This is a genomic window from Facklamia sp. P12945, assembly GCF_050409485.1.
Lineage (GTDB): Bacteria > Bacillota > Bacilli > Lactobacillales > Aerococcaceae > Facklamia.
Genome location: NZ_JBNUPJ010000002.1, coordinates 17,702 through 36,972 on the forward strand (window position 1 = coordinate 17,702; position 19,271 = coordinate 36,972).

The 19,271-nt window shown below is 37.6% G+C and carries 17 protein-coding genes; 8 read left to right on the forward strand and 9 right to left on the reverse strand.

Features of this window, described 5'->3' with window-relative positions:
- Nucleotides 1–120 precede the first annotated feature (120 nt).
- Together pta and ACQV2X_RS00800 are read right to left on the reverse strand one after the other, a co-directional pair.
- Nucleotides 121–1,098 carry a phosphate acetyltransferase gene (pta, locus tag ACQV2X_RS00795; protein WP_428876139.1) on the reverse strand — a complete coding sequence of 326 codons (978 nt, stop codon included), beginning with the start codon at nucleotides 1,096–1,098 and terminating at the stop codon, nucleotides 121–123.
- A 121-nt stretch (nucleotides 1,099–1,219) separates the two neighbouring features.
- Complete coding sequence (locus ACQV2X_RS00800) at nucleotides 1,220–2,224, reverse strand: DUF4349 domain-containing protein (protein WP_428876138.1); 1,005 nt, start codon at nucleotides 2,222–2,224, stop codon at nucleotides 1,220–1,222.
- A 136-nt stretch (nucleotides 2,225–2,360) separates the two neighbouring features.
- Between ACQV2X_RS00800 and ACQV2X_RS00805 the strand changes: the two genes are divergently transcribed.
- The 8 genes from ACQV2X_RS00805 (at nucleotide 2,361) to ACQV2X_RS00840 (ending at nucleotide 12,712) form a co-directional block, all read left to right on the forward strand.
- On the forward strand, nucleotides 2,361–2,810 hold the full coding sequence (locus tag ACQV2X_RS00805; RefSeq protein ID WP_428873301.1) for a CopY/TcrY family copper transport repressor: 450 nt from the start codon (nucleotides 2,361–2,363) through the stop codon (nucleotides 2,808–2,810).
- A gap of 17 nt (nucleotides 2,811–2,827) precedes the next feature.
- Nucleotides 2,828–3,034, forward strand: a complete 207-nt coding sequence (locus tag ACQV2X_RS00810; protein ID WP_428873300.1) for a heavy-metal-associated domain-containing protein — start codon at nucleotides 2,828–2,830, stop codon at nucleotides 3,032–3,034.
- A 23-nt stretch (nucleotides 3,035–3,057) separates the two neighbouring features.
- The gene (locus tag ACQV2X_RS00815) at nucleotides 3,058–5,529 is read left to right on the forward strand and encodes a heavy metal translocating P-type ATPase (protein WP_428873299.1); all 2,472 of its coding nucleotides are present in this window, start codon (nucleotides 3,058–3,060) and stop codon (nucleotides 5,527–5,529) included.
- A gap of 159 nt (nucleotides 5,530–5,688) precedes the next feature.
- The gene (locus ACQV2X_RS00820) at nucleotides 5,689–6,174 is read left to right on the forward strand and encodes a nucleoside 2-deoxyribosyltransferase (RefSeq protein WP_428875100.1); all 486 of its coding nucleotides are present in this window, start codon (nucleotides 5,689–5,691) and stop codon (nucleotides 6,172–6,174) included.
- Between the two features lie 42 nt (nucleotides 6,175–6,216).
- Nucleotides 6,217–7,770, forward strand: a complete 1,554-nt coding sequence (locus ACQV2X_RS00825; protein ID WP_428875099.1) for a Ppx/GppA family phosphatase — start codon at nucleotides 6,217–6,219, stop codon at nucleotides 7,768–7,770.
- Nucleotides 7,771–7,793: 23 nt separating this feature from the next.
- The gene (locus tag ACQV2X_RS00830; RefSeq protein WP_428894174.1) at nucleotides 7,794–10,073 is read left to right on the forward strand and encodes an RNA degradosome polyphosphate kinase; all 2,280 of its coding nucleotides are present in this window, start codon (nucleotides 7,794–7,796) and stop codon (nucleotides 10,071–10,073) included.
- 142 nt (nucleotides 10,074–10,215) lie between these two features.
- Nucleotides 10,216–11,847: an ABC-F family ATP-binding cassette domain-containing protein gene (locus tag ACQV2X_RS00835; protein WP_428873293.1), complete on the forward strand. Its 1,632-nt coding sequence runs from the start codon at nucleotides 10,216–10,218 to the stop codon at nucleotides 11,845–11,847.
- A 151-nt stretch (nucleotides 11,848–11,998) separates the two neighbouring features.
- On the forward strand, nucleotides 11,999–12,712 hold the full coding sequence (locus ACQV2X_RS00840; RefSeq protein ID WP_428876136.1) for a YebC/PmpR family DNA-binding transcriptional regulator: 714 nt from the start codon (nucleotides 11,999–12,001) through the stop codon (nucleotides 12,710–12,712).
- Nucleotides 12,713–13,086: 374 nt separating this feature from the next.
- On the opposite strand, the gene ACQV2X_RS00845 is transcribed toward ACQV2X_RS00840, so the two are convergent.
- The 7 genes from ACQV2X_RS00845 to ACQV2X_RS00875 are packed head-to-tail and all read right to left on the reverse strand — an operon-like array spanning nucleotide 13,087 to nucleotide 19,263.
- Complete coding sequence (locus ACQV2X_RS00845) at nucleotides 13,087–13,713, reverse strand: V-type ATP synthase subunit D (protein ID WP_428873290.1); 627 nt, start codon at nucleotides 13,711–13,713, stop codon at nucleotides 13,087–13,089.
- Between the two features lie 6 nt (nucleotides 13,714–13,719).
- Complete coding sequence (locus tag ACQV2X_RS00850; protein ID WP_428873289.1) at nucleotides 13,720–15,096, reverse strand: V-type ATP synthase subunit B; 1,377 nt, start codon at nucleotides 15,094–15,096, stop codon at nucleotides 13,720–13,722.
- Complete coding sequence (locus tag ACQV2X_RS00855) at nucleotides 15,089–16,870, reverse strand: V-type ATP synthase subunit A (protein WP_428876135.1); 1,782 nt, start codon at nucleotides 16,868–16,870, stop codon at nucleotides 15,089–15,091. The genes ACQV2X_RS00850 and ACQV2X_RS00855 overlap by 8 nt, the downstream gene beginning before the upstream one ends.
- A gap of 13 nt (nucleotides 16,871–16,883) precedes the next feature.
- Nucleotides 16,884–17,195: a V-type ATP synthase subunit F gene (locus ACQV2X_RS00860; RefSeq protein ID WP_258436826.1), complete on the reverse strand. Its 312-nt coding sequence runs from the start codon at nucleotides 17,193–17,195 to the stop codon at nucleotides 16,884–16,886.
- A complete protein-coding gene (locus ACQV2X_RS00865) occupies nucleotides 17,185–18,195 on the reverse strand; it encodes a V-type ATPase subunit (protein WP_428873286.1) in 1,011 nt (336 codons plus the stop codon). Before ACQV2X_RS00865 ends, ACQV2X_RS00860 begins: the two co-directional genes overlap by 11 nt.
- Nucleotides 18,196–18,207: 12 nt before the next feature.
- A complete protein-coding gene (locus ACQV2X_RS00870; protein WP_428876134.1) occupies nucleotides 18,208–18,786 on the reverse strand; it encodes a hypothetical protein in 579 nt (192 codons plus the stop codon).
- Between the two features lie 12 nt (nucleotides 18,787–18,798).
- Nucleotides 18,799–19,263, reverse strand: coding sequence for a V-type ATP synthase subunit K (locus ACQV2X_RS00875; RefSeq protein ID WP_428873344.1), 465 nt, complete (start codon nucleotides 19,261–19,263; stop codon nucleotides 18,799–18,801).
- Between the last annotated feature and the right edge of the window lie 8 nt (nucleotides 19,264–19,271).

Sequence of the window (19,271 nt, forward strand, 5' to 3'; positions counted from 1 at the left end):
TCACAAAATCCATTGTAACATGTTCTTCACAAATGTGAAAATGATTCTCATTAGATTTGCATGGGAAAAGCTCCTCAATCAAAAATCTGCTTGAGGAGCTTGGTTTATAATTTATTTAGGTTAGTTATTTAGAGCCTGGTTGGCTGTGATAATCGCTACTTTAAACACATCTTCTTCTACACACCCTCTTGAAAGGTCTGAAACGGGTTTATTCAGTCCTTGTAAAATTGGTCCAACAGCTTGGAAATTACCTAAGCGTTGCGCAATCTTATAGCCAATATTTCCAGATTGAATTTCTGGGAAAACAAAGACAGTCGCTTGTCCATCAAGAATAGACCCAGGAACCTTTTGTGCAGCCACCTCAGGAACAATAGCCGCATCAAATTGCATTTCACCATCAATGGTCAATTCGGGTGCTAATTGCTTCGCAATTTTAGTCGCTTCTGCCACTTTATCTACTTCTGGTGATTTGGCTGATCCATAAGAAGAAAAACTTAACATCGCCACTTTAGGATCAATACCAAAGATTTCAGCTGTTTTAGCACTTTCTACCGCAATTTCAGCTAAAGATTGTGCATCAGGATTAATATTAATAGCGCAATCTGCAAACACTAATTTTTGACCATTGGTATGAGGTGGAACCATGATAAAGGCTCCTGAAATTAATTTTACGCCTGGTCGTGTTTTGATAATTTGTAAAGCAGGCCTTACTGTATCTCCTGTTGAGTAAACGGCTCCACATACCATTCCATCCGCTTGATTGGTATAAACCAACATGGTTCCAAAGTATACAGGATCTTTTAGGCGTTCAATAGCTTCTTCTCTAGTATTCTTACCCTTACGTCTTTCAACAAAAGCTTCAATCAATTGATCCATTGCTTGATATTCTTCAGGGTCATGGAGAGTAATCCCTTCAATCACCCAATTTTTTTCATTGGCTAGTTGTTTAATTTCTACCTTATTACCCAAAACAATCGGTTCCACAATATCTTCGGCATGCAAGCGTACTGCTGCTCCTAAAACACGTGGGTCAGTCCCCTCAGGAAACACTATTTTGATGCCTTTTCCTTTTATCTTTTCTTGTAACTGTTGAAACATTGCTCGATCACTCCTTAATATTCACTGTCACTCTTAATGATACACTTTTATAAAATTGTTCTCAATATTTTTATTTAAAATTGTATCTAGTCTTTGGGATAAGGTATATAATCTGATTCATTTACTTTTCATCTGTTTCACTTGGATGGAAATTCTGTTTGATATTCTGTTCATGTTTAGCACGATTTAACATTCGATTTTCTTTCTCATTTTGAGGATAGTATTTACGGTAATTATCGGCAATCTTTTTAAAAAATAAGCGATACAATAAATAGATTGCCAAACAAATCATTAAGAAGGGTAAAGCTGCTACCAATAATAAAACAAGATTTTCTAGCATCCACTTGGTAGAAATCAAAGCTTCTTTAAAAGTATTAGCTATACGACCTATAAAGGAATAATTTTGATTGCGTTCTTCTGCTAGAACATAGCGCTCACTCAAAGTAATATTGATAGTGGCTTGTTCTATTTGATTTTCCAAGTTAGCTTGTTCGGCTAAATATTGATCTCTTTGAATAATAGCATTTTCAATTTCAGTTTGAATTTGGACAATTTCTTCAATTTTTTCTGCGTGATCTAATAAGGCATTTAACCGGTCTAAACGATCCTCTACGGCTTGTAAACGGATGTCAATATCATTGACCGAGCGAGTGACATCTTGGGACCCTCTACTTGACGATTGCAAAGAAACATCCGGCAGGTCTTGGAGTTTCTCAACTGTTTGATTAAAGTTCGCCTGTGGAATACGCGCAGTCAAAATTAACTCACGCAACTCTTGCTCACTATCAGAAAATTGTCCACCATCTATCAAATACTCATTTTGATAGTGAATGCTGCCTTTGCTTTTTTCAATCACTTCAAATAAAGCTTGTTTGGCCTCCTCATATTTTAAGGTCTCAAAATATAAGTCTGCCTTTTGAATCAAATAGGCTTGGTCAGCAGCTACTTCTTCTTGATAAGTTTCATTAGTCATTCTCATCTGTTGATTATCCAAATTGATGGAATCATTAAGAATTTGGTCTGGGGTTTTTTCTGACTTAAAAGAGCTTTGATTAAAATTTTCACAAGCTACTAAACTCATTGTAACTGCTACTACTAAAATCAATAATTTGTAGTACTTTTTCATTTTATTTACTCCTTCAGATATTTTTCTTTATTATACTAGTAAATTTAATGAAAGACTAAGTTATGACTTGCAATTTGATGTCTACAGTTGTAAACTTTAAGTGAAGTTACATGTGTAATCAGAGAGGAGTTTTCTTATGCAAGAAAGTCTTTCAGTCCCATCGATCACTGATGCAGAATGGGAAATTATGCGGATAGTCTGGGCCCATCATTCACTTACTTCACGCCAAATTATCGATACTGCTAGTCAATTTTCTGATTGGAAAGAAGCTACTATAAAAACTTTAATTAACCGCTTATTGCAAAAAGAACATTTGACTCTTGAAGGAGAACATAAACCCTATCAATATCAAGCAAATATTTCTGAAAAAGAGGCGGTTCATGCAGAAATAAGTAAGCTACTGAACCGCATTTGCAATAAAGATAAGGCTCCTTTTATTCATCAAATAATTAATGATGTCATCTTATCACAAGCTGATTGTCAACAGCTGATAAAACAATTGCAGGATAAGGGCAAGCAGGCTCCAAGCCAAGTAAAATGTAATTGCCCAGTCGGTCAATGTCAATGTCACTCATGGTCTCATTAATTAATGGAGGAATTATCATGAAAAAACAAGATTTTAAAGTCCAAGGTATGTCTTGCAGCCACTGCGCTCAAACTATTCAAGATTTGCTTTTATCAATGGATGGAGTTGAGAAAGTAAATATCCAAGTGGATACTAAAGAGCTTACTATTGAGCATCAAGACTTTTTAGCTATGGAAGATTTTAATCATGTGCTTAAAGATACTCACTATCATTTAAGCAAATAATCGATCCCTAAAGGAGGGCTAAAATGCAATCAAGCACTTATACTATTGATGGAATGTCCTGCGCTTCTTGTGCAATGACAGTCGAAAAAACGCTTAATCAAACAATGGGTGTTGAAACAGCCGAAGTAAATCTACTGAACCACTCTGTAAAAGTCAATTTTGATCCACAAAAGGTCACATTTGAGACACTGGCTGATCGAGTAGAAAAGGCAGGCTATCAGCTATTACCTTCGATTAATGAAGCGCTCATTCAAAACTTTCGGATTGAGGGAATGTCTTGTGCTTCTTGTGCGCAAACAGTTGAAAAAGCAGCCAATCAACTGTCGGACGTTCAGTCTGCTCAAGTCAATTTTGCTACTTCAACATTGAATGTTGAGTGGGATCATAAAGCCCAGCCAGATAAAGCGATTGAGGCGGTGCAAAGAGCGGGTTATAATGCCAGTTTAATTATTTCTCCTGAAGAACAATATCAAAAAGATTTAGAGCGAGAACAGCAATATTTAAAAAAGTCCAAGCAAAAAATTATGGGTATGGTCCTGTTCACTCTGCCACTCTTTCTTTTAGCAATGGGTCCAATGATTGGCCTTCCTATTCCGGATTCTCTTTCAATAAAGCAACATCCAAGCGTTCATGCCCTCATTCAGATGATTTTAAGTAGTGCTGTTTTATATTTAGGTAAAGATTTATTTATTCGTGGATTCAAGAGTCTTTTGAATGGCCACCCCAACATGGACAGCTTAGTCGCAATAGGTAGTGGAGCCGCTTTTGTTCAAGGTCTAGTCGTAACGCTCTTTCTATTCATCAATCCTCTTCAAAATAGTCAAGAGATTGAATTATACTTTGAATCAGCTGCAGTAATTGTCTCTTTAATGACAATCGGCAAGTATTTAGAAGACATTGCTAAAGGACGAACTTCTTCAGCGATTAAAACCCTAATGGATTTAGCACCTAAAGAGGCACGTAGAATTAAAGAGGATGGCTCCATTGAAATTGTTCCAACCGAACGCATTCAACCAGGAGATCATTTGCAAATTAGACCTGGAGATACCATTCCAATGGATGGAATCATTCTTGAGGGTCAATCCAGTGTCGATGAATCGATGTTAACTGGTGAAGCCATGCCGGTTAATAAAAGTAAAGGCGACTGCGTAACTGGAGCTAGTTTAAATAAAACCGGTGGCTTTACCCTGGAGGTAGAACGAGTAGGGCAAGACACTACACTTTCTCAAATTATTCAATTAGTTAATGAAGCTCAATCTTCCAAAGCTCAAATTGCTAAATTTGCTGATGTGGTAGCGTCTTATTTCGTCCCAACAGTTATGGTGATTGCCTTAATCAGTGGTTTATTCTGGTTCTTTATAATGAATCAATCCTTAACTTTCAGTTTACAGATTTTTATTAGTGTTTTAATTATCGCTTGCCCTTGTGCGCTTGGTTTAGCCACTCCAACAGCTATCATGGTGGGAACAGGTAATGCTGCACAAAAAGGGATCTTAATTAAAAGTAGTGCCAGTCTAGAAACTACTCACCAAGCAGATACTATTTTGCTTGATAAGACAGGGACTATCACCCAAGGTCAACCGAGTGTGACTGATTTTTATCCTGTTGATGAAAAAGATAAAGCTATTCTATTAAGTAAGTTAGCAAGTGTTGAAGCCAACTCAGAACACCCTCTTGGCAAGGCAGTTGTCGATTATGCCGAAAGTTTCGGCATAGAATATCAGGCTTTGAAGCAAATCCAATCAATTACAGGTAAGGGAATTACTGCTGAAATTAATGGCGAAAACATAGATATTGGTAACCAGCGTTTAATGGAAGAAATATTAAGCCAACCCATCCCTCAAGATTTTCTCTCACTAGCAGATAAACTGAGTCATGAAGCCAAAACTGTTATTTTCTATGCAATTAACCGCCATTTCCAAGGCTTATTAGCCATTTCAGATCCGATAAAAGAATCGAGTATGGAAGTAATAAAAACTCTCAAAGCAATGGGTCTTAAGGTGATGATGGTGACAGGTGATAATCAAGCCACAGCAGAACATATCGGTCAATTAGTAGGAGTGGATAAAGTCTTTGCCGAAGTTTTGCCTGAAGATAAGTCACGTATTGTGAAGGAAGTACAAGCAACCGGCAATAAAGTGATTATGGTCGGTGATGGCATTAATGATGCCCCTGCTTTAGCACAAGCTGATATCGGCATGGCGATCGGGTCTGGGACCGACATTGCGATTGAATCTGCTGATATTGTGTTAATGAATAACCATTTAACCACCATTCCGACCGCTATTAATTTGAGTCATGCGACTATCCGCAATATCAAACAGAACCTTTTCTGGGCTTTCTTCTATAATGTGATAGGCATTCCTTTTGCGATGGGCATTATCTATCTATTTGGTGGTCCCTTACTTAACCCAATGATAGCCGCCTTAGCTATGAGCTTTTCTTCTATCTCTGTTTTACTTAATGCTCTACGCTTAAAATTTTTTGCTGAATAATTAACAACTCATTCGAGGAGTGGCTCAAGTTGAGCCACTCCTTTTTTGTGAATCAATTAATTTTCATGGAATTCCTAGAATTGATACACCAAACTAAAAAAATTTACTATAATAGAAGTATCAGCAATTAAAAAACTTACTTAAAGAAAGGATTTAATCATGACTAAATTATATTTTGCAAGTCCCCTTTTTAATGAAATGGAACTAGCCTTCAACCAAAAAGTTGCTAATGAATTAAGACAAGCCATACCTTCTTTAGATATTTTCTTACCACAAGAACAAGCTGAAATTAACGATAAGCAAGCCTATGCCGATTCAAAGATGATTGCTCGTTTGGATACGGAAGCAGTGCTAGCAAGTGATATCGTTTTGGCCGTCTTAGATGGACAAACCATTGATCCAGGTGTAGCCAGTGAAATTGGTATTGCCTACCAAGCCGGCATTCCTATTATTGGTCTGTTTTCAGACTCCCGTCAACAAGGCGCGGATAACCCTCAAAAAATTGAAGCACTCAAAGAAGTTGCAGAATCACAGTTCGCCTATGTTAACTTATACACTGTGGGATTGATCAAACTTAACGGAAAGGTTGTTTCTCACTCTTCCGAGATTGCTGCTGCCATTGAAGAAGTCTTAAATAAAAAATAAAGACCAAGATGTTACTAAGTCACAATAGATGGGTGGAAATATATGTATTCCAATAAAGTAGGTTTAATTGATATCGGTTCAAATACTATTCGTATGGTGATTTATGCAATCGATCAATATTATGATGTTCATGAAATTACTAACCTTAAAGCGCCTGCACGTTTATCTCAATACTTGAATAAAGATGAAAACGACCAGGTAATGATGTCTGATAAAGGGATTCAGAAACTAACTGAAACGCTAGCTAGTTTTAACTATGCCGCTCGAGCACATAAAATTGAGGAGTTAATTGTCTTTGCTACAGCAGCTATTCGTCAATCAGCTAACCAAGAGCAAATCATACAGCGGGTATTAGAAGAAACTGGCATTGAAATTCGCATCTTATCAGAAAAAGAAGAGGCTTCGCTGGGCCAGTACGCTATTTCGCACTCCTTACCTAATCGTAATATGGTGACTATCGATATGGGCGGAGGGTCTTGTGAAATAACCTTGTCAGAAAACAAAGAGATTAAACAATACCATTCCTTTCCATTTGGCGTAGTCAGCTTGAAGGAAAAGTTCTTTAAAGATAAAGACCATAATGATTCAACAGCCATTGAAAAGACAAGACGCTATTTACAAAAAACTTTTAAGTCACTGGATTGGCTAAAGAAGGTTAAGTACCCGATCGTTGCGGTCGGTGGTTCTGCGCGTAATATCGCTCAAGTTCATCAACGCCTACAGAATTATCCCATTGCTGGCTTACATGGTTATCGACTCTCTGAAAAAAATCTAAACACCACACTCGACCTATTCCAGTCAACAAATTACCAAGATATGCAAGATATTGACGGTTTAAGTTCTGATCGAACTGACATCATTATTCCAGCTAACTTAGCATTAATTGAGCTTTTTCAAATCGTCAATGCGCCTACCCTATTCATTTCTAGACAAGGGCTGAGAGATGGTGTTATTACTTACTACTTGAATGATCATTTTAACCAGCCTATTAATCCTGAGCATATTCACGTTCGAAGTGTCGCCAAAGTATGTCGTGATTTCAAAGTGCATCCAAAGGTTGCAGAAATTCGGAGTAAAATAGCGATCGATCTTTATAAACAACTGACTGATTTAGGACAAATGGATTATTCCTATGCTCAGCAAGTTGAATTAGAAATGGCAAGTTATCTCTACCGATGTGGCCAATTCATCTCTAAAGAAGCTGATTCCCAGACAACTTTCTATCTTTTATCCAATATGGATTTGGCCGGTTTTTCACATCGCGACCGTGTCCGCTTAGCTTTATTAAGCAGTTATCGTAATAAATCTTTACTCAATCAATATTGTCAGTCTTTCAGCAATTGGTTTAGTAGTGAAGATATAAAAGAACTACAAGCTTTAGGAGGTATTTTAAAATTTAGCCAATCATTAAACGATTCTAAAACTTCTCCGATTAAAAATATTAAATTAGAAAAAAAGAAAAAAGACTATATCCTAACCCTTTATCACAATGGCCCTGTGGTAGCCGAGCAATATCGAGCAGATCGTCACGCCAAACATATTGCTCGTAGCTTAGATGGAAGCTTAAAACTAAAGTATGTTGACTTAGAGGCTTAAAGAAAACTGAGAGGAGAAATGAAATGACTGAGACCAAAAAAAAGAAAAAGAAAACAGTGAATAAGGATAAGCGCATTTCTAACTCAAGAAAAAATCGCGGACAATTTGATAATCCTGACTTTTATTTTAACCGCGAATTATCTTGGCTAGACTTTAATTTACGTTGTATTGACAATGCTTATGATATGACCAATCCTTTACTGGAACAAATAAATTTCTTAGCCATTGCCTCTTCAAATCTCGATGAATTCTTTATGGTCAGAGTTTCGGGAGTTTACGATCAATACCTTGCTGGTGTGGAGGTTTCTGAAAATAAAACCTGCCAAACACCCGAAGAATTATTAGAAAACATTAGTCAGCGCAATCAACGCAATGTCGCTAAACAATACCAACGCTACCATGAATTAATGCCTCTCTTGCCAAATACTGGCTACCAAATGAAGTCCATCGGTGAATTATCCGTATCTGAACAAGCAGAAATAGACTATTACTTTAAGACCTTACTCTTACCGACTCTTTCTCCTTTAGGAATCGATGCCTACCGGCCTTTCCCTCACCTTGTCAATAAAGTTTTAAATATTATGGTTAAGCTGGAAAAGGATGGCAAAGAGCATCGAGCGATTCTTCCTATTCCTCAGCTGATTGAACGTTATTTCATTATTGAAGGACAAGTCCATACCATCGTCTTAGTGGAAGACATTATCATCCACCACCTTGATCGTATTTTTGAAGGCTATGAAGTTGTGGCTGCTTATCCTTTTCGAATTACACGTAATGCAGATTTTTCAATTGCAGAAGACGGTGCTTCCGATTTGTTAGTTCTAATTGAAGACTATGTCAAACAAAGAAAAAATGGAATGGCTGTCCGGCTTGAAATTGACCGCTCACGCTTAATGAATTTTTCTGAACAAAACCTTACTTATCTACAAGAAGTTTTTGAGTTGGAAGAAAATGCTGTTTACTTAATTGACGGGCCGCTCGATTTAACTTTCCTTTTTGCCTTAAGAGAAGAAATTGGTGAAAATAACCCTCAATTCTTATTTGAGGAGCATATACCCTACCTGAATCCCAAACATTTAGGAGAAGACCTATTCACCCAGGCCAAAGACCATGACATCTTCCTCCACCACCCTTATGATTCGTTTGATCCGGTAGTTAACTTAATAGCGTACGCTGCTCAAGATCCTCAAACCATTGCCATTAAACAGACCCTTTACAGAGTTTCTAAAAACTCTCCCATTATCTCAGCCTTAAAAACCGCTGCCGAAAACGGAAAAGAAGTTACCGTGTTGGTGGAACTAAAAGCACGTTTCGATGAAGAAAATAATGTTTATTGGGCCAAAGAATTAGAAGAAGCAGGCTGTCACGTTTTATATGGTGTTAGTGAACTAAAGACCCATTCCAAAATTTCACTGGTCATTCGCAAGGAGGATAATAAAATCCAACCTTACCTTCATCTAGGAACAGGTAATTACAATGACAAAACAGCAAAAATTTATACCGATATGGGCTTATTTACGACGCACCCTGGTTTAACGGATGATGCTACTGATTTCTTCAACTATTTAAGTGGTTATAGCAGCTTGCCAGATTATAAACATTTACATGTTTCACCTTTTGCCATTCGGGATTCTCTAATGGATTATATTGATGAGGAAATTGCTTTTCAAAAACAATACGGTAATGGTCGTATCATTGCTAAAATGAATTCCTTAACCGATCTTCCCCTCATCCAAAAGCTCTATGAAGCCAGTCAAGCGGGTCTTTCAATTGATCTAATTGTTAGAGGTATCTGCTGTTTGAAACCGGGCATTCCTGGAATATCTGATAATATTCGTGTACGTTCAATTGTTGGTCGCTTTTTGGAACATTCCCGTGTGTATTACTTTAACCATAATAGTGATAACCACCTATTCCTCTCTTCAGCTGATATGATGACGCGCAATATGATTAAGCGTGTCGAAATTGAATTCCCGATCTTAGATAAGGATATCGAGGCCGATATAGTGGACTATTTAGAGCTTCAATTAGCTGATAATATGAAAGCACGTGAACTGCAAGTAAACGGCGAATATATCCGCCCAGTTATCATTGAAGACCAAAAAATCAACTCGCAAGAAATTTTAATCGAGCGAGCCAGCCAACGTCAAAAAGATCTCGATGAGCGCTTAGCTAAAGAAAAACAGAGTCGCAAAATTCGACTCAGTAAACTAAATCCCGCTCGTGATAATCAGACTAAACTGTCAAGTCCGCAAGATCCTTCTATAATCAAACGCTTCTTAGCTTGGTTACGCAGTCTATAAAATTTTGACTCTGTCCCTAAATGGACAGAGTTTTTTATCTTCTAATAAGTTTATCAATAAACTATATTTCTTAATGCTTTTTAGTCCTTATCATGCTAGAATGAAGGCGTATGTCTATGAATCTAAGATGGAGGTTATGTTTGTGATCAATGTATCGAATGTTAGTTTACAATTCCCAGACCGGAAATTATTTGATGAGGTCAATATTAATTTTACACCTGGCAACTGTTATGGTGTGATCGGAGCCAATGGTGCTGGTAAGTCAACCTTTTTAAAAATTTTATCAGGTGACATTGCACCTACAACGGGAAATGTGTCCATGGATCCTAATGAAAGATTAGCTGTTCTTAACCAAAACCACTACGGATTCGAAGACTATGAAGTGATCGAAACCGTGATGATGGGTTATAAGGAACTTTATGAAGTAAAGAAAGAAAAAGATGCCATCTATATGAAAGCTGATTTTTCTGATGAAGATGGGGTGCGCGCTGGCGAATTAGAAGGTTTGTTTGCCGAAATGGGTGGTTGGGAAGCTGAATCAGAAGCTTCTAATATGTTACAAGGCTTAGGAATCCCTACTGAACAACATACAGCCAAGATGAGTGAGCTTATCGAAGCTGATAAAATCAAAGTTTTACTGGCTCAAGCACTTTTTGGTAAACCGGACAATCTGCTCCTAGACGAGCCAACTAACGGTCTAGATGCTCAAGCTATTGATTGGCTAAGTAACTTCATCATGGACTTCCCAAACACTGTCATCGTTGTTTCTCACGACCGTCACTTCCTAAACACAGTATGTACTCATATGGCGGATGTCGACTTCGGTAAAATAAAAATTTATGTGGGAAACTATGACTTTTGGTTACAATCCAGTCAATTAGCCGCTAAATTGCAAGCGGATCAAAATGCTAAAAAAGAAGAAAAAATTAAAGAATTACAAAACTTTATTGCGCGCTTTTCTGCTAATGCTTCTAAATCAAAACAAGCGACCTCTAGAAAGAAACTTTTAGAAAAAATTACCCTGGATGACATTCAACCTTCCAGCCGTCGCTATCCATTTGTCGGCTTTTCACCTGAACGTGAAATCGGTAATGATTTACTTAGCGTAGAAGGACTGTCAAAATCAATTGACGGTGAAGCCCTCTTTGATAATGTTACTTTCACTTTGAATCGTGATGATAAGGTGGCTTTTGTCTCCCGCAATGACAATGCCATTTCAGCCTTTTTTGAAATCTTGATGGGAAACTTGGAAGCAGATAAGGGAAGCTTTGAATGGGGTGTTACGACTTCACAAACCTATCTGCCACGTAATTCGGGCGATGAATTTGATGGAGTCGAGTTGTCAATTGTCGATTGGTTAAGACAATATGCTTCTAAAGAAGAAAGTGACAATACCTTCTTACGCTCCTTCTTAGGACGCATGCTCTTTACAGGAGATGATGTCTTAAAACCTGTCAACGTCCTTTCTGGTGGTGAGAAAGTCCGCTGTTTACTTTCAAAAATGATGCTATCGAAAGCCAACGTTTTAGTGATGGATCAACCAACCAACCACTTAGACCTTGAATCCATTACTGCTTTAAACGATGGTTTAATTAAATTTAAATCCGCTATTCTCATCGCCTCACATGACTACGAAGTCTTAAATACAACAGTCAATCGTGTAATTGAAATTACTCCAACTGGGGCCTTTGATCGCATGAATACCAGCTATGAGGAATTTGTCAATGATAAAGATTTACAAGCGCGAATAGATAAAATGTATCCAAAAGATTAATTTTAAGCGACTCAGCAGTCGCTTTTTTTCTTTTGCTATCAAAAGTTTGACAGAAATCTTGCAAGCTAAAAATTTTTGAAAAAAATTCTATAAATGAAGCTTGTTTTTCGCTATAATACAAACAGACTATAATGAAAGTGAAGTGAATTAAATGGGTCGTAAATGGATGAACATTCGCGAAAAAAAAGCGAAAACCGATCAACAAACCTCAAGAATTTATGCAAAATTTGGCATTGAAATTTATGCAGCAGCCAAATCAGGAGACCCAGATCCGGAGACCAACCAGAAACTAAAATTTGTTGTCGATCGTGCTAAAACCTATAATGTACCATCTCACGTCATCAACAAAGCCATTGACAAGGCCAAAGGCTCGGCCGATGAGACCTTCCAAGAATTGCGATACGAAGGTTTTGGCCCGAATGGTTCAATGATTATCGTGGATGCTTTAACAAACAACGTAAACCGCACTGCCGCCAATGTTCGCATGGCCTTTAATAAGAACGGTGGAAATATGGGGGTTGCTGGATCCGTTTCTTATATGTTTGATCATGTGGCTGTTTTTGTGATGGAAAACCAAGATGAAGAAACCATTACGATGGCTTTATTGGAAGCAGATCTCGATGTCAAAGATGTTTATACTGAAGAAGGATCTGTGGTTGTATATGGTCAACCTGGTGATTACGGCACTATTAAAGAATGCCTGGAAAGTATTGGTATTACTGACTTTTCAGTGGCTGAAACTGAAATGATTGCCCAGACTGAAGTGGACCTCAACGCAGAAGACTTGGAAACTTTTGAGAAGTTAATTGATGCATTAGAAGATGATGAAGACGTGCAAAAGGTTTATCATAATGTGAATGTGTAATTAATTCACGTAAATTTAAAGGTCTATATTCCTATGTTAACAAATAGCCTCCTATCCGTTGAATAGGAGATTGTTTGTTAACATCCGTTTAAATATCAATCTTATTATTTATATTTTTGTACACGATACGATCATAATACAATAAATAATTCCACCAAATAAAAGGTATTAATAAAGGAATTGCTCTTCATAAATAAAAATAATCCGAATAGTTATAGAAAGAACATTCAATCCAACTATTGATGCTCTCTTATAGATTAAACGTTTAGAGAAGCATCAGTGGAGTGAGTAATAAATCCATTGATTTATTTGACAATCTTTCTACATACTATTCGGATTTTTTCATAAGACTAATTTATTAATCTTTCTACTAATTATAGATCTTTAACCTTCATCATACGAGTGATACTTGCTCGCTCATTTTCTTCTAACTTCATTGAAATATAGTTGATTGTCTCTTCGGTATCCGGAATCATTCGATATTCAAGAGCGTTAACACGTCTTCTTGTTTTTTCGATTTCATCGGCTAAAAGCTGACAAGTCTTTTCAATTTCGACTAAATCTAATAACTTGGGCAAAATGGACCTTAAACCTTCTAAAGCTTCATCTAATTCCGCATTGGAATTCAAATAACCATAGCGTAAAGGCTCATCATCAATATCATCATCTAAATTAAAATCCATTTTAGGAACATTGACACTCATAATATTTTTAAGGTCAATTGAAAGATCAATGTTTTCACCTGAAATGGCCGCTATCTCTTCAATAAAATGATCGCTCATTAAAGACTTCGCTAATACAAATGATTGTAAGGCATTTGAAAGTTCTGCTTCCACTTGATCTCTTAGTTCATTGTTTTTACGAATCAAATCAATAAAATGGCGCATCAATTCATCTTGCTTATCTTTAAGTAACTTATGCCCGCGACTAGCCAGTGCGTGCGTACTCTTTAAAGCTGACAGCTCCATCCGGGTGGGCTTTACCCCTAATACGTTTGCCATAGTGCATTACTCTCCTTTCGGTAAGTATTGCTCGATCATTGGATCCTTGATCCGTTTCAATTCGCTCTTCGGTAAAATCTTTAATAAGTCCCAGGCAATATCAAGCGACTCAAAGATGTCACGGTTCTTATCAAAGCCTTGGTTAACATAGCGTTTCTCGAATTCATCAGTAAATTTAACATACTGTTTATCGATATCTGAAAGGGCTGACTCACCCAATACAATCGCTAATTCTTTTGCTTCTTTACCTTTGGCATAAGCTGCAAATAGCTGGTTCATTGTCGGTGCATGATCTTCACGTGTTTTTCCTTCACCGGTTCCCTTATCCTTCAAACGCGATAAGGAAGGAAGAACATTAATAGGCGGCTTAATACCTTGGTTATCTAATGAACGGTCTAAGATGATTTGTCCTTCAGTAATATAACCGGTTAAGTCAGGGATTGGATGAGTAATATCATCTTCAGGCATGGTAAGAATTGGGATTTGAGTAACCGATCCCTTAGATCCTACTAAACGTCCTGCGCGTTCATAGAGTGTAGATAGGTTGGTATATAAGTAACCTGGATAGCCACGACGGCCTGGTACCTCACGACGGGCTGCTGACACTTCACGTAAGGCCTCACAATAGTTCGTCATGTCTGTCATGATAACTAAAACGTGCATATCTTTTTCAAAAGCCAAGTATTCGGCAGCAGTTAAGGCGATTTTTGGAGTCGCTAACCGCTCAATTGCTGGGTCATTAGCTAGGTTAACAAACATTACTGAACGATCGATTGCTCCGGTTTCACGGAAAGAATCCATAAAGTATTCAGCCTCATCATAAGTAATTCCCATGGCTGCAAAGACAACTGCAAAATTTTCATCAGAATTTAAAACAGTTGCTTGACGTGCAATTTGGGCTGCTAACTCTTTATGCGGCAAACCAGAACCAGAGAAAACGGGTAGTTTTTGTCCACGAACCAGTGTATTCAAATGGTCGATGGTTGAAATACCTGTTTGAATAAATTCATCCGGATAGTCACGCGCCATTGGGTTAATCGCTTGACCATTGATATCAGCAAACTTTTCAGGAATGATTTGCGGTCCGCCATCCATCACATTACCCATACCGTCAAAGATGCGTCCCACAATATCTTCGGATAAAGCAAATTCTAAGGGCTTGCCTTTAAAACGCGCTTTAATATTGGATAGCTTCATTGAAGAAGTACCACCATAGATTTGAACAACGGCTTTACCCTCTTTAGCTTCTAACACCTGACCCATACGAATTTCACCATCGTGGAGCTCAATTTCAACTAGTTCGTCATAGGCTATATCTTCGACGCCATCTACAATCATCAAAGGACCATATAGGTCAGAAATATTTGTATATTCCTTAAGCATTTGCTCCACCTCCTTGTTCTAATACTTGTTTCATGTAGGTAGCAATTTGCTGATTAATCTCATCCAAGCGGTGAATTTCTTCTTCTGGAATAAATTTAGCTCGAGCAATTTGCTCACGAACTTCTTGAGTACCTTCCATAATTTCATTATAGTAAGCACCCAGTTTCATTGCTTCTCTTGCCTCATTTTCAAAATCAATAATTAAATTCAATAATTTCAATTGTTTTTCTTCAGAGGTTGTCGTATCAACATCGTCAAAAGCATTTTGTTGTAAGAAGTCTTCACGAATCATCCCTGCGATGGCAAGCGTTAATTTATCTTTTTCAGAAAGTGAATCTAAACCAACCAAACGAACAATTTCTTGCAAGCTTGATTCTTCTTGAAGAAGGGATAAGCAATGACGTACTTTCTCACCCCAACTTGGGTCAATGTGTTCATCATTATGTGCTTGAACATCGGTTGAATATTGAGAATAAGAATCTAGCCAGTTAATAGCTGGGAAGTGACGTTGTTGTGAAAGTTTAGAATCTAAACTCCAGAATACTTTTACGATACGTAAAGTATTTTGGGTAACGGGTTCTGAAGTATCCCCACCTGGAGGTGAAACCGCTCCAATGGCAGAAACTGAACCAACGCGCTCATCTGATCCCAATACTTGGACCAAGCCGGCACGCTCATAGTATTCTGCAATACGTGAACCTAAATAAGCTGGATAACCTTCATCCCCTGGCATCTCTTCCATACGTCCTGACATTTCACGTAATGCTTCTGCCCAACGTGAAGTAGAATCCGCCATGATGGCCACTGAATAGCCCATATCACGGAAGTATTCCGCAATAGTGATACCTGTATAGATTGAAGCTTCACGAGCCGCCACCGGCATATTGGAAGTGTTAGCAATTAAAATAGTACGTTGCATGATAGACTCGCCCGTTTTAGGATCAATTAATTCTGGAAACTCGTTAATAACGTCCGTCATCTCATTTCCACGTTCACCACATCCTACGTAAACCACTACGTCAACATCAGCATACTTAGCGATTTGGTGCTGAACGACCGTTTTTCCAGCCCCGAAAGGTCCAGGAACAGCAGCTACCCCACCCTTAGTGATTGGGAAGAATGTATCAATTACACGTTGTCCTGTCTTTAGTGGTGCTTTGGGAGTTGATTTAGCTTTATAAGGGCGTCCCAAACGAACCGGCCATTTTTGAACCATATTTAATTCATGTTCGCCTGATTCTGTTTCAACCACACAAACGGTATCTTCAATTTTGAAAGAGCCAGATTCGATGGATTTAATTGTTCCTTCAATGCCAACAGGAACCATAATGCGGTGCTCAATAATTTTGGTTTCTTGAACGACCCCAATAATATCGCCAGCTACCACATGGTCACCCACTGCTTTACGGGCTTCAAATTCCCAAACCTTGTCTCGATCTAAAACATCAATGTTACTTCCTCTTACTAAAAAATTACTCTCTGTTTTTTGCATGAAATCTTCTAATGGTCTTTGAATCCCATCAAACATCTTGGTTAATAGACCTGGTCCTAATTCAACTGAAAGAGGATGTCCTGTAGGTCTTACGATTTCGCCCGGTTTCAACATCGAGGTCTCTTCGTATACTTGAATGGATGCAACGTCTTGGTGCATTTCAATAATTTCGCCAGTAAGTTGCATTTCTCCAACCAAAACAATTTCACGAATTGAGGAGTCTTTCATTCCTTTAGCCTTCACTAAAGGTCCTGAAATTTCTTGAATAATTCCAGTTGTCATTTTTTTCCTCCTTTTATAATATGTTCTGTCCGATTGCTTTTTCAACGTTGTCATTGACTTTGGCTTTACCTATTCCAAGAGATCCTTTATGAGTTGGAATTAGAATAACCGCAGGGGTTGGTAAAGTGTCAAAGTGACTAATCGTATCGGGTATTTCATGAGCTAGATTTTCTGTCAATAATACGACACCAATATTTTCTTCTTTTAAATCGTGTAGAATTTTTCTAGCTTCCTCGCCACTACTTGCTGGATAGACTTCAAATCCTAATAGTTTAAAGGCTAATACGACGTCACGGTTACCGATTACTGCTATTTTATATGCCATGAATAGGTCGCATCCTTTCTTTAATTAGTTGATTGTCTAAATTATTTTCTTTCCCAATTAAGATGAGACGTACGTTGTCACTCTCATTTTCCAAGAAATATAGATAAGTAAGTACTGGCATCGGCCCGAAGGCATCAAATGAGAATGATCTTAAAATCCGACTAAACTCGCCTTGAATTAAAGCATTTAGTTCAGTTGGGTTGACCTTTTCATCATTCAATTGATCCCAAACAGGGTCTAAATTAATCATGTATTCAGCTGTTTGATAAGTTTCAACTAAACCGTTCAAATCTTTTTCTCGCCAATTTTCAATGATATCATCACGACTCACTGCCCCTTGACTTGATAAAGAGGTGAAAATAAATGATGTACTTTGACCTTGTTTAAAAGCACGGACAAAAGTTAATAAATTTTGAAAATCAATTTTCATTTTTACAAATCGACTGAGTTCTTCATGCTTCATTGCATCGGCATGAGATCGGATATGTCTTAGATAGGCTGTATCCAAAATGACATCAATCGAATGGGTATCGCCTGTGTCTTCTACTGCTGTGATAGCGTCATAGACAGCTTCTTCTAATACAGGATGAAGGTCTTCATTTTGTCCTTTTGTAGACACAACTTGAGCAAGTTCCTCTTTTGAAAAACTGCCAATCGGAATGTACAAATGAGACAAATCTTCATCCAGATATTTTTCTTTAATTAAAAGCTTCAAATTATGATAAGTATATCTTAATGAGAAGATTTCGATTATACGCCTATCAGGTGATGCCTCAAGTAATTCTTCATATACATAAACCAAACGTTGTTGAATGATTGGCTCAAAACTACGATTTAAACGCACTTCCTCCGGAATAGAATAAGCCGTCTTACCTAAGTAGTCTAAAACAGCATCAGAATGGTCCATTTGTAATAACGTTTCATAGTCTGATTGACTGAGAAGTTGAGCTTCATAGAGGCGCAGGGTCGTATTTAAACCAGCATACTCTAATTCTTTCATTATAAGCCCCCCTTATGCTTTCAGTTGTTTTTCAAGTTCAATAAGCAGTTGAGGCTTCAGTTCATTAATAATATCTTCAAATAAATAATTCATATTCATCCCTTTTTGGGTAAGAATAAAACCAGATTTATCCGCAACGTTTTCGCCCCATTGCATCATATTATAATCTGCATGAAATTTATTCGCTTGATCATCAGAAATAAATTGACGTGATTTTTCACCGATTCTTAGTTCAAAAGCTTGATTTGAATCCAACTTTTGCATTGCCGCTTGAATCATTTGACCCAAATTATTAGCTATCGAATGGTTTATTTCTTCAGGAACGTCTTGGATAATTTCTTCTAATAATTTTTGCTTATGAGTAAGCTGTGAGTTGCGCAATTCATTAGCCAATGATTGCTTACGAATTTCAAATTGTTGCTCTTGCTTACGAATAAAGTTTTCTTTATCATGCTCAAATTGTTTATTAATCCGATTTTTGTAATCGTCCATTGCTTGGGACAACTCTTTTTGAAGATCTTGAACTTGTGCTTCACCTGTGGCTTGAACTTTCCCTAAGATTTTATTTTGTAAAGTTTCAATGTTTCCCACAAGTTTGACCTCCTATCCTTGAACAAGTAAGAATGAGAATACGAATGCTAAAATTGCATAAGTTTCAACCATTACTGAATAAATAATTGCATTAATAACTTTTTCAGGACGTTTAGCCAAAATCTGCATACCTGCTGCAGCTACTTTACCTTGGTGAATACCTGATACCCAACCTACAAAACCAACAGGCATAGCAGCAATTAATAGATTAAGTCCTGTTTGTAGTTCCATGCCTTGTTGTAACTGTAAGAAAATTAAGAAGCCAATCGCAAATCCATAAAGGCCTTGTGTACCTGGTAGTAACTGTAAGATTAAAGATTGAACGAATTTTTCAGGTTGATCTTTAGTTAAAGCTGCAGCGGATGTACCTGCAGTACCAACCCCATTAGCTGAACCAAAACCTGAGAAAATAACTGCCACTGCTATCCCTAAAACGGCGAATAAATAACCACCATACTCTTGTAAAAATTCCATTATATTACCTC

What these genes read in the sequence shown, in the direction of transcription:
- ACQV2X_RS00825 (WP_428875099.1), top strand. Translation starts at nt 6,217, where the DNA reads ATGTATTCCAATAAAGTAGGTTTAATTGATATCGGTTCAAATACTATT.
- ACQV2X_RS00820 (WP_428875100.1), top strand. Translation starts at nt 5,689, where the DNA reads ATGACTAAATTATATTTTGCAAGTCCCCTTTTTAATGAAATGGAACTA.
- ACQV2X_RS00850 (WP_428873289.1), bottom strand. Translation starts at nt 15,096, where the DNA reads ATGCTTAAGGAATATACAAATATTTCTGACCTATATGGTCCTTTGATG.
- ACQV2X_RS00845 (WP_428873290.1), bottom strand. Translation starts at nt 13,713, where the DNA reads ATGGCAAACGTATTAGGGGTAAAGCCCACCCGGATGGAGCTGTCAGCT.
- pta (WP_428876139.1), bottom strand. Translation starts at nt 1,098, where the DNA reads ATGTTTCAACAGTTACAAGAAAAGATAAAAGGAAAAGGCATCAAAATA.
- ACQV2X_RS00855 (WP_428876135.1), bottom strand. Translation starts at nt 16,870, where the DNA reads ATGACAACTGGAATTATTCAAGAAATTTCAGGACCTTTAGTGAAGGCT.
- ACQV2X_RS00805 (WP_428873301.1), top strand. Translation starts at nt 2,361, where the DNA reads ATGCAAGAAAGTCTTTCAGTCCCATCGATCACTGATGCAGAATGGGAA.
- ACQV2X_RS00800 (WP_428876138.1), bottom strand. Translation starts at nt 2,224, where the DNA reads ATGAAAAAGTACTACAAATTATTGATTTTAGTAGTAGCAGTTACAATG.
- ACQV2X_RS00840 (WP_428876136.1), top strand. Translation starts at nt 11,999, where the DNA reads ATGGGTCGTAAATGGATGAACATTCGCGAAAAAAAAGCGAAAACCGAT.
- ACQV2X_RS00860 (WP_258436826.1), bottom strand. Translation starts at nt 17,195, where the DNA reads ATGGCATATAAAATAGCAGTAATCGGTAACCGTGACGTCGTATTAGCC.
- ACQV2X_RS00830 (WP_428894174.1), top strand. Translation starts at nt 7,794, where the DNA reads ATGACTGAGACCAAAAAAAAGAAAAAGAAAACAGTGAATAAGGATAAG.
- ACQV2X_RS00865 (WP_428873286.1), bottom strand. Translation starts at nt 18,195, where the DNA reads ATGAAAGAATTAGAGTATGCTGGTTTAAATACGACCCTGCGCCTCTAT.
- ACQV2X_RS00815 (WP_428873299.1), top strand. Translation starts at nt 3,058, where the DNA reads ATGCAATCAAGCACTTATACTATTGATGGAATGTCCTGCGCTTCTTGT.
- ACQV2X_RS00810 (WP_428873300.1), top strand. Translation starts at nt 2,828, where the DNA reads ATGAAAAAACAAGATTTTAAAGTCCAAGGTATGTCTTGCAGCCACTGC.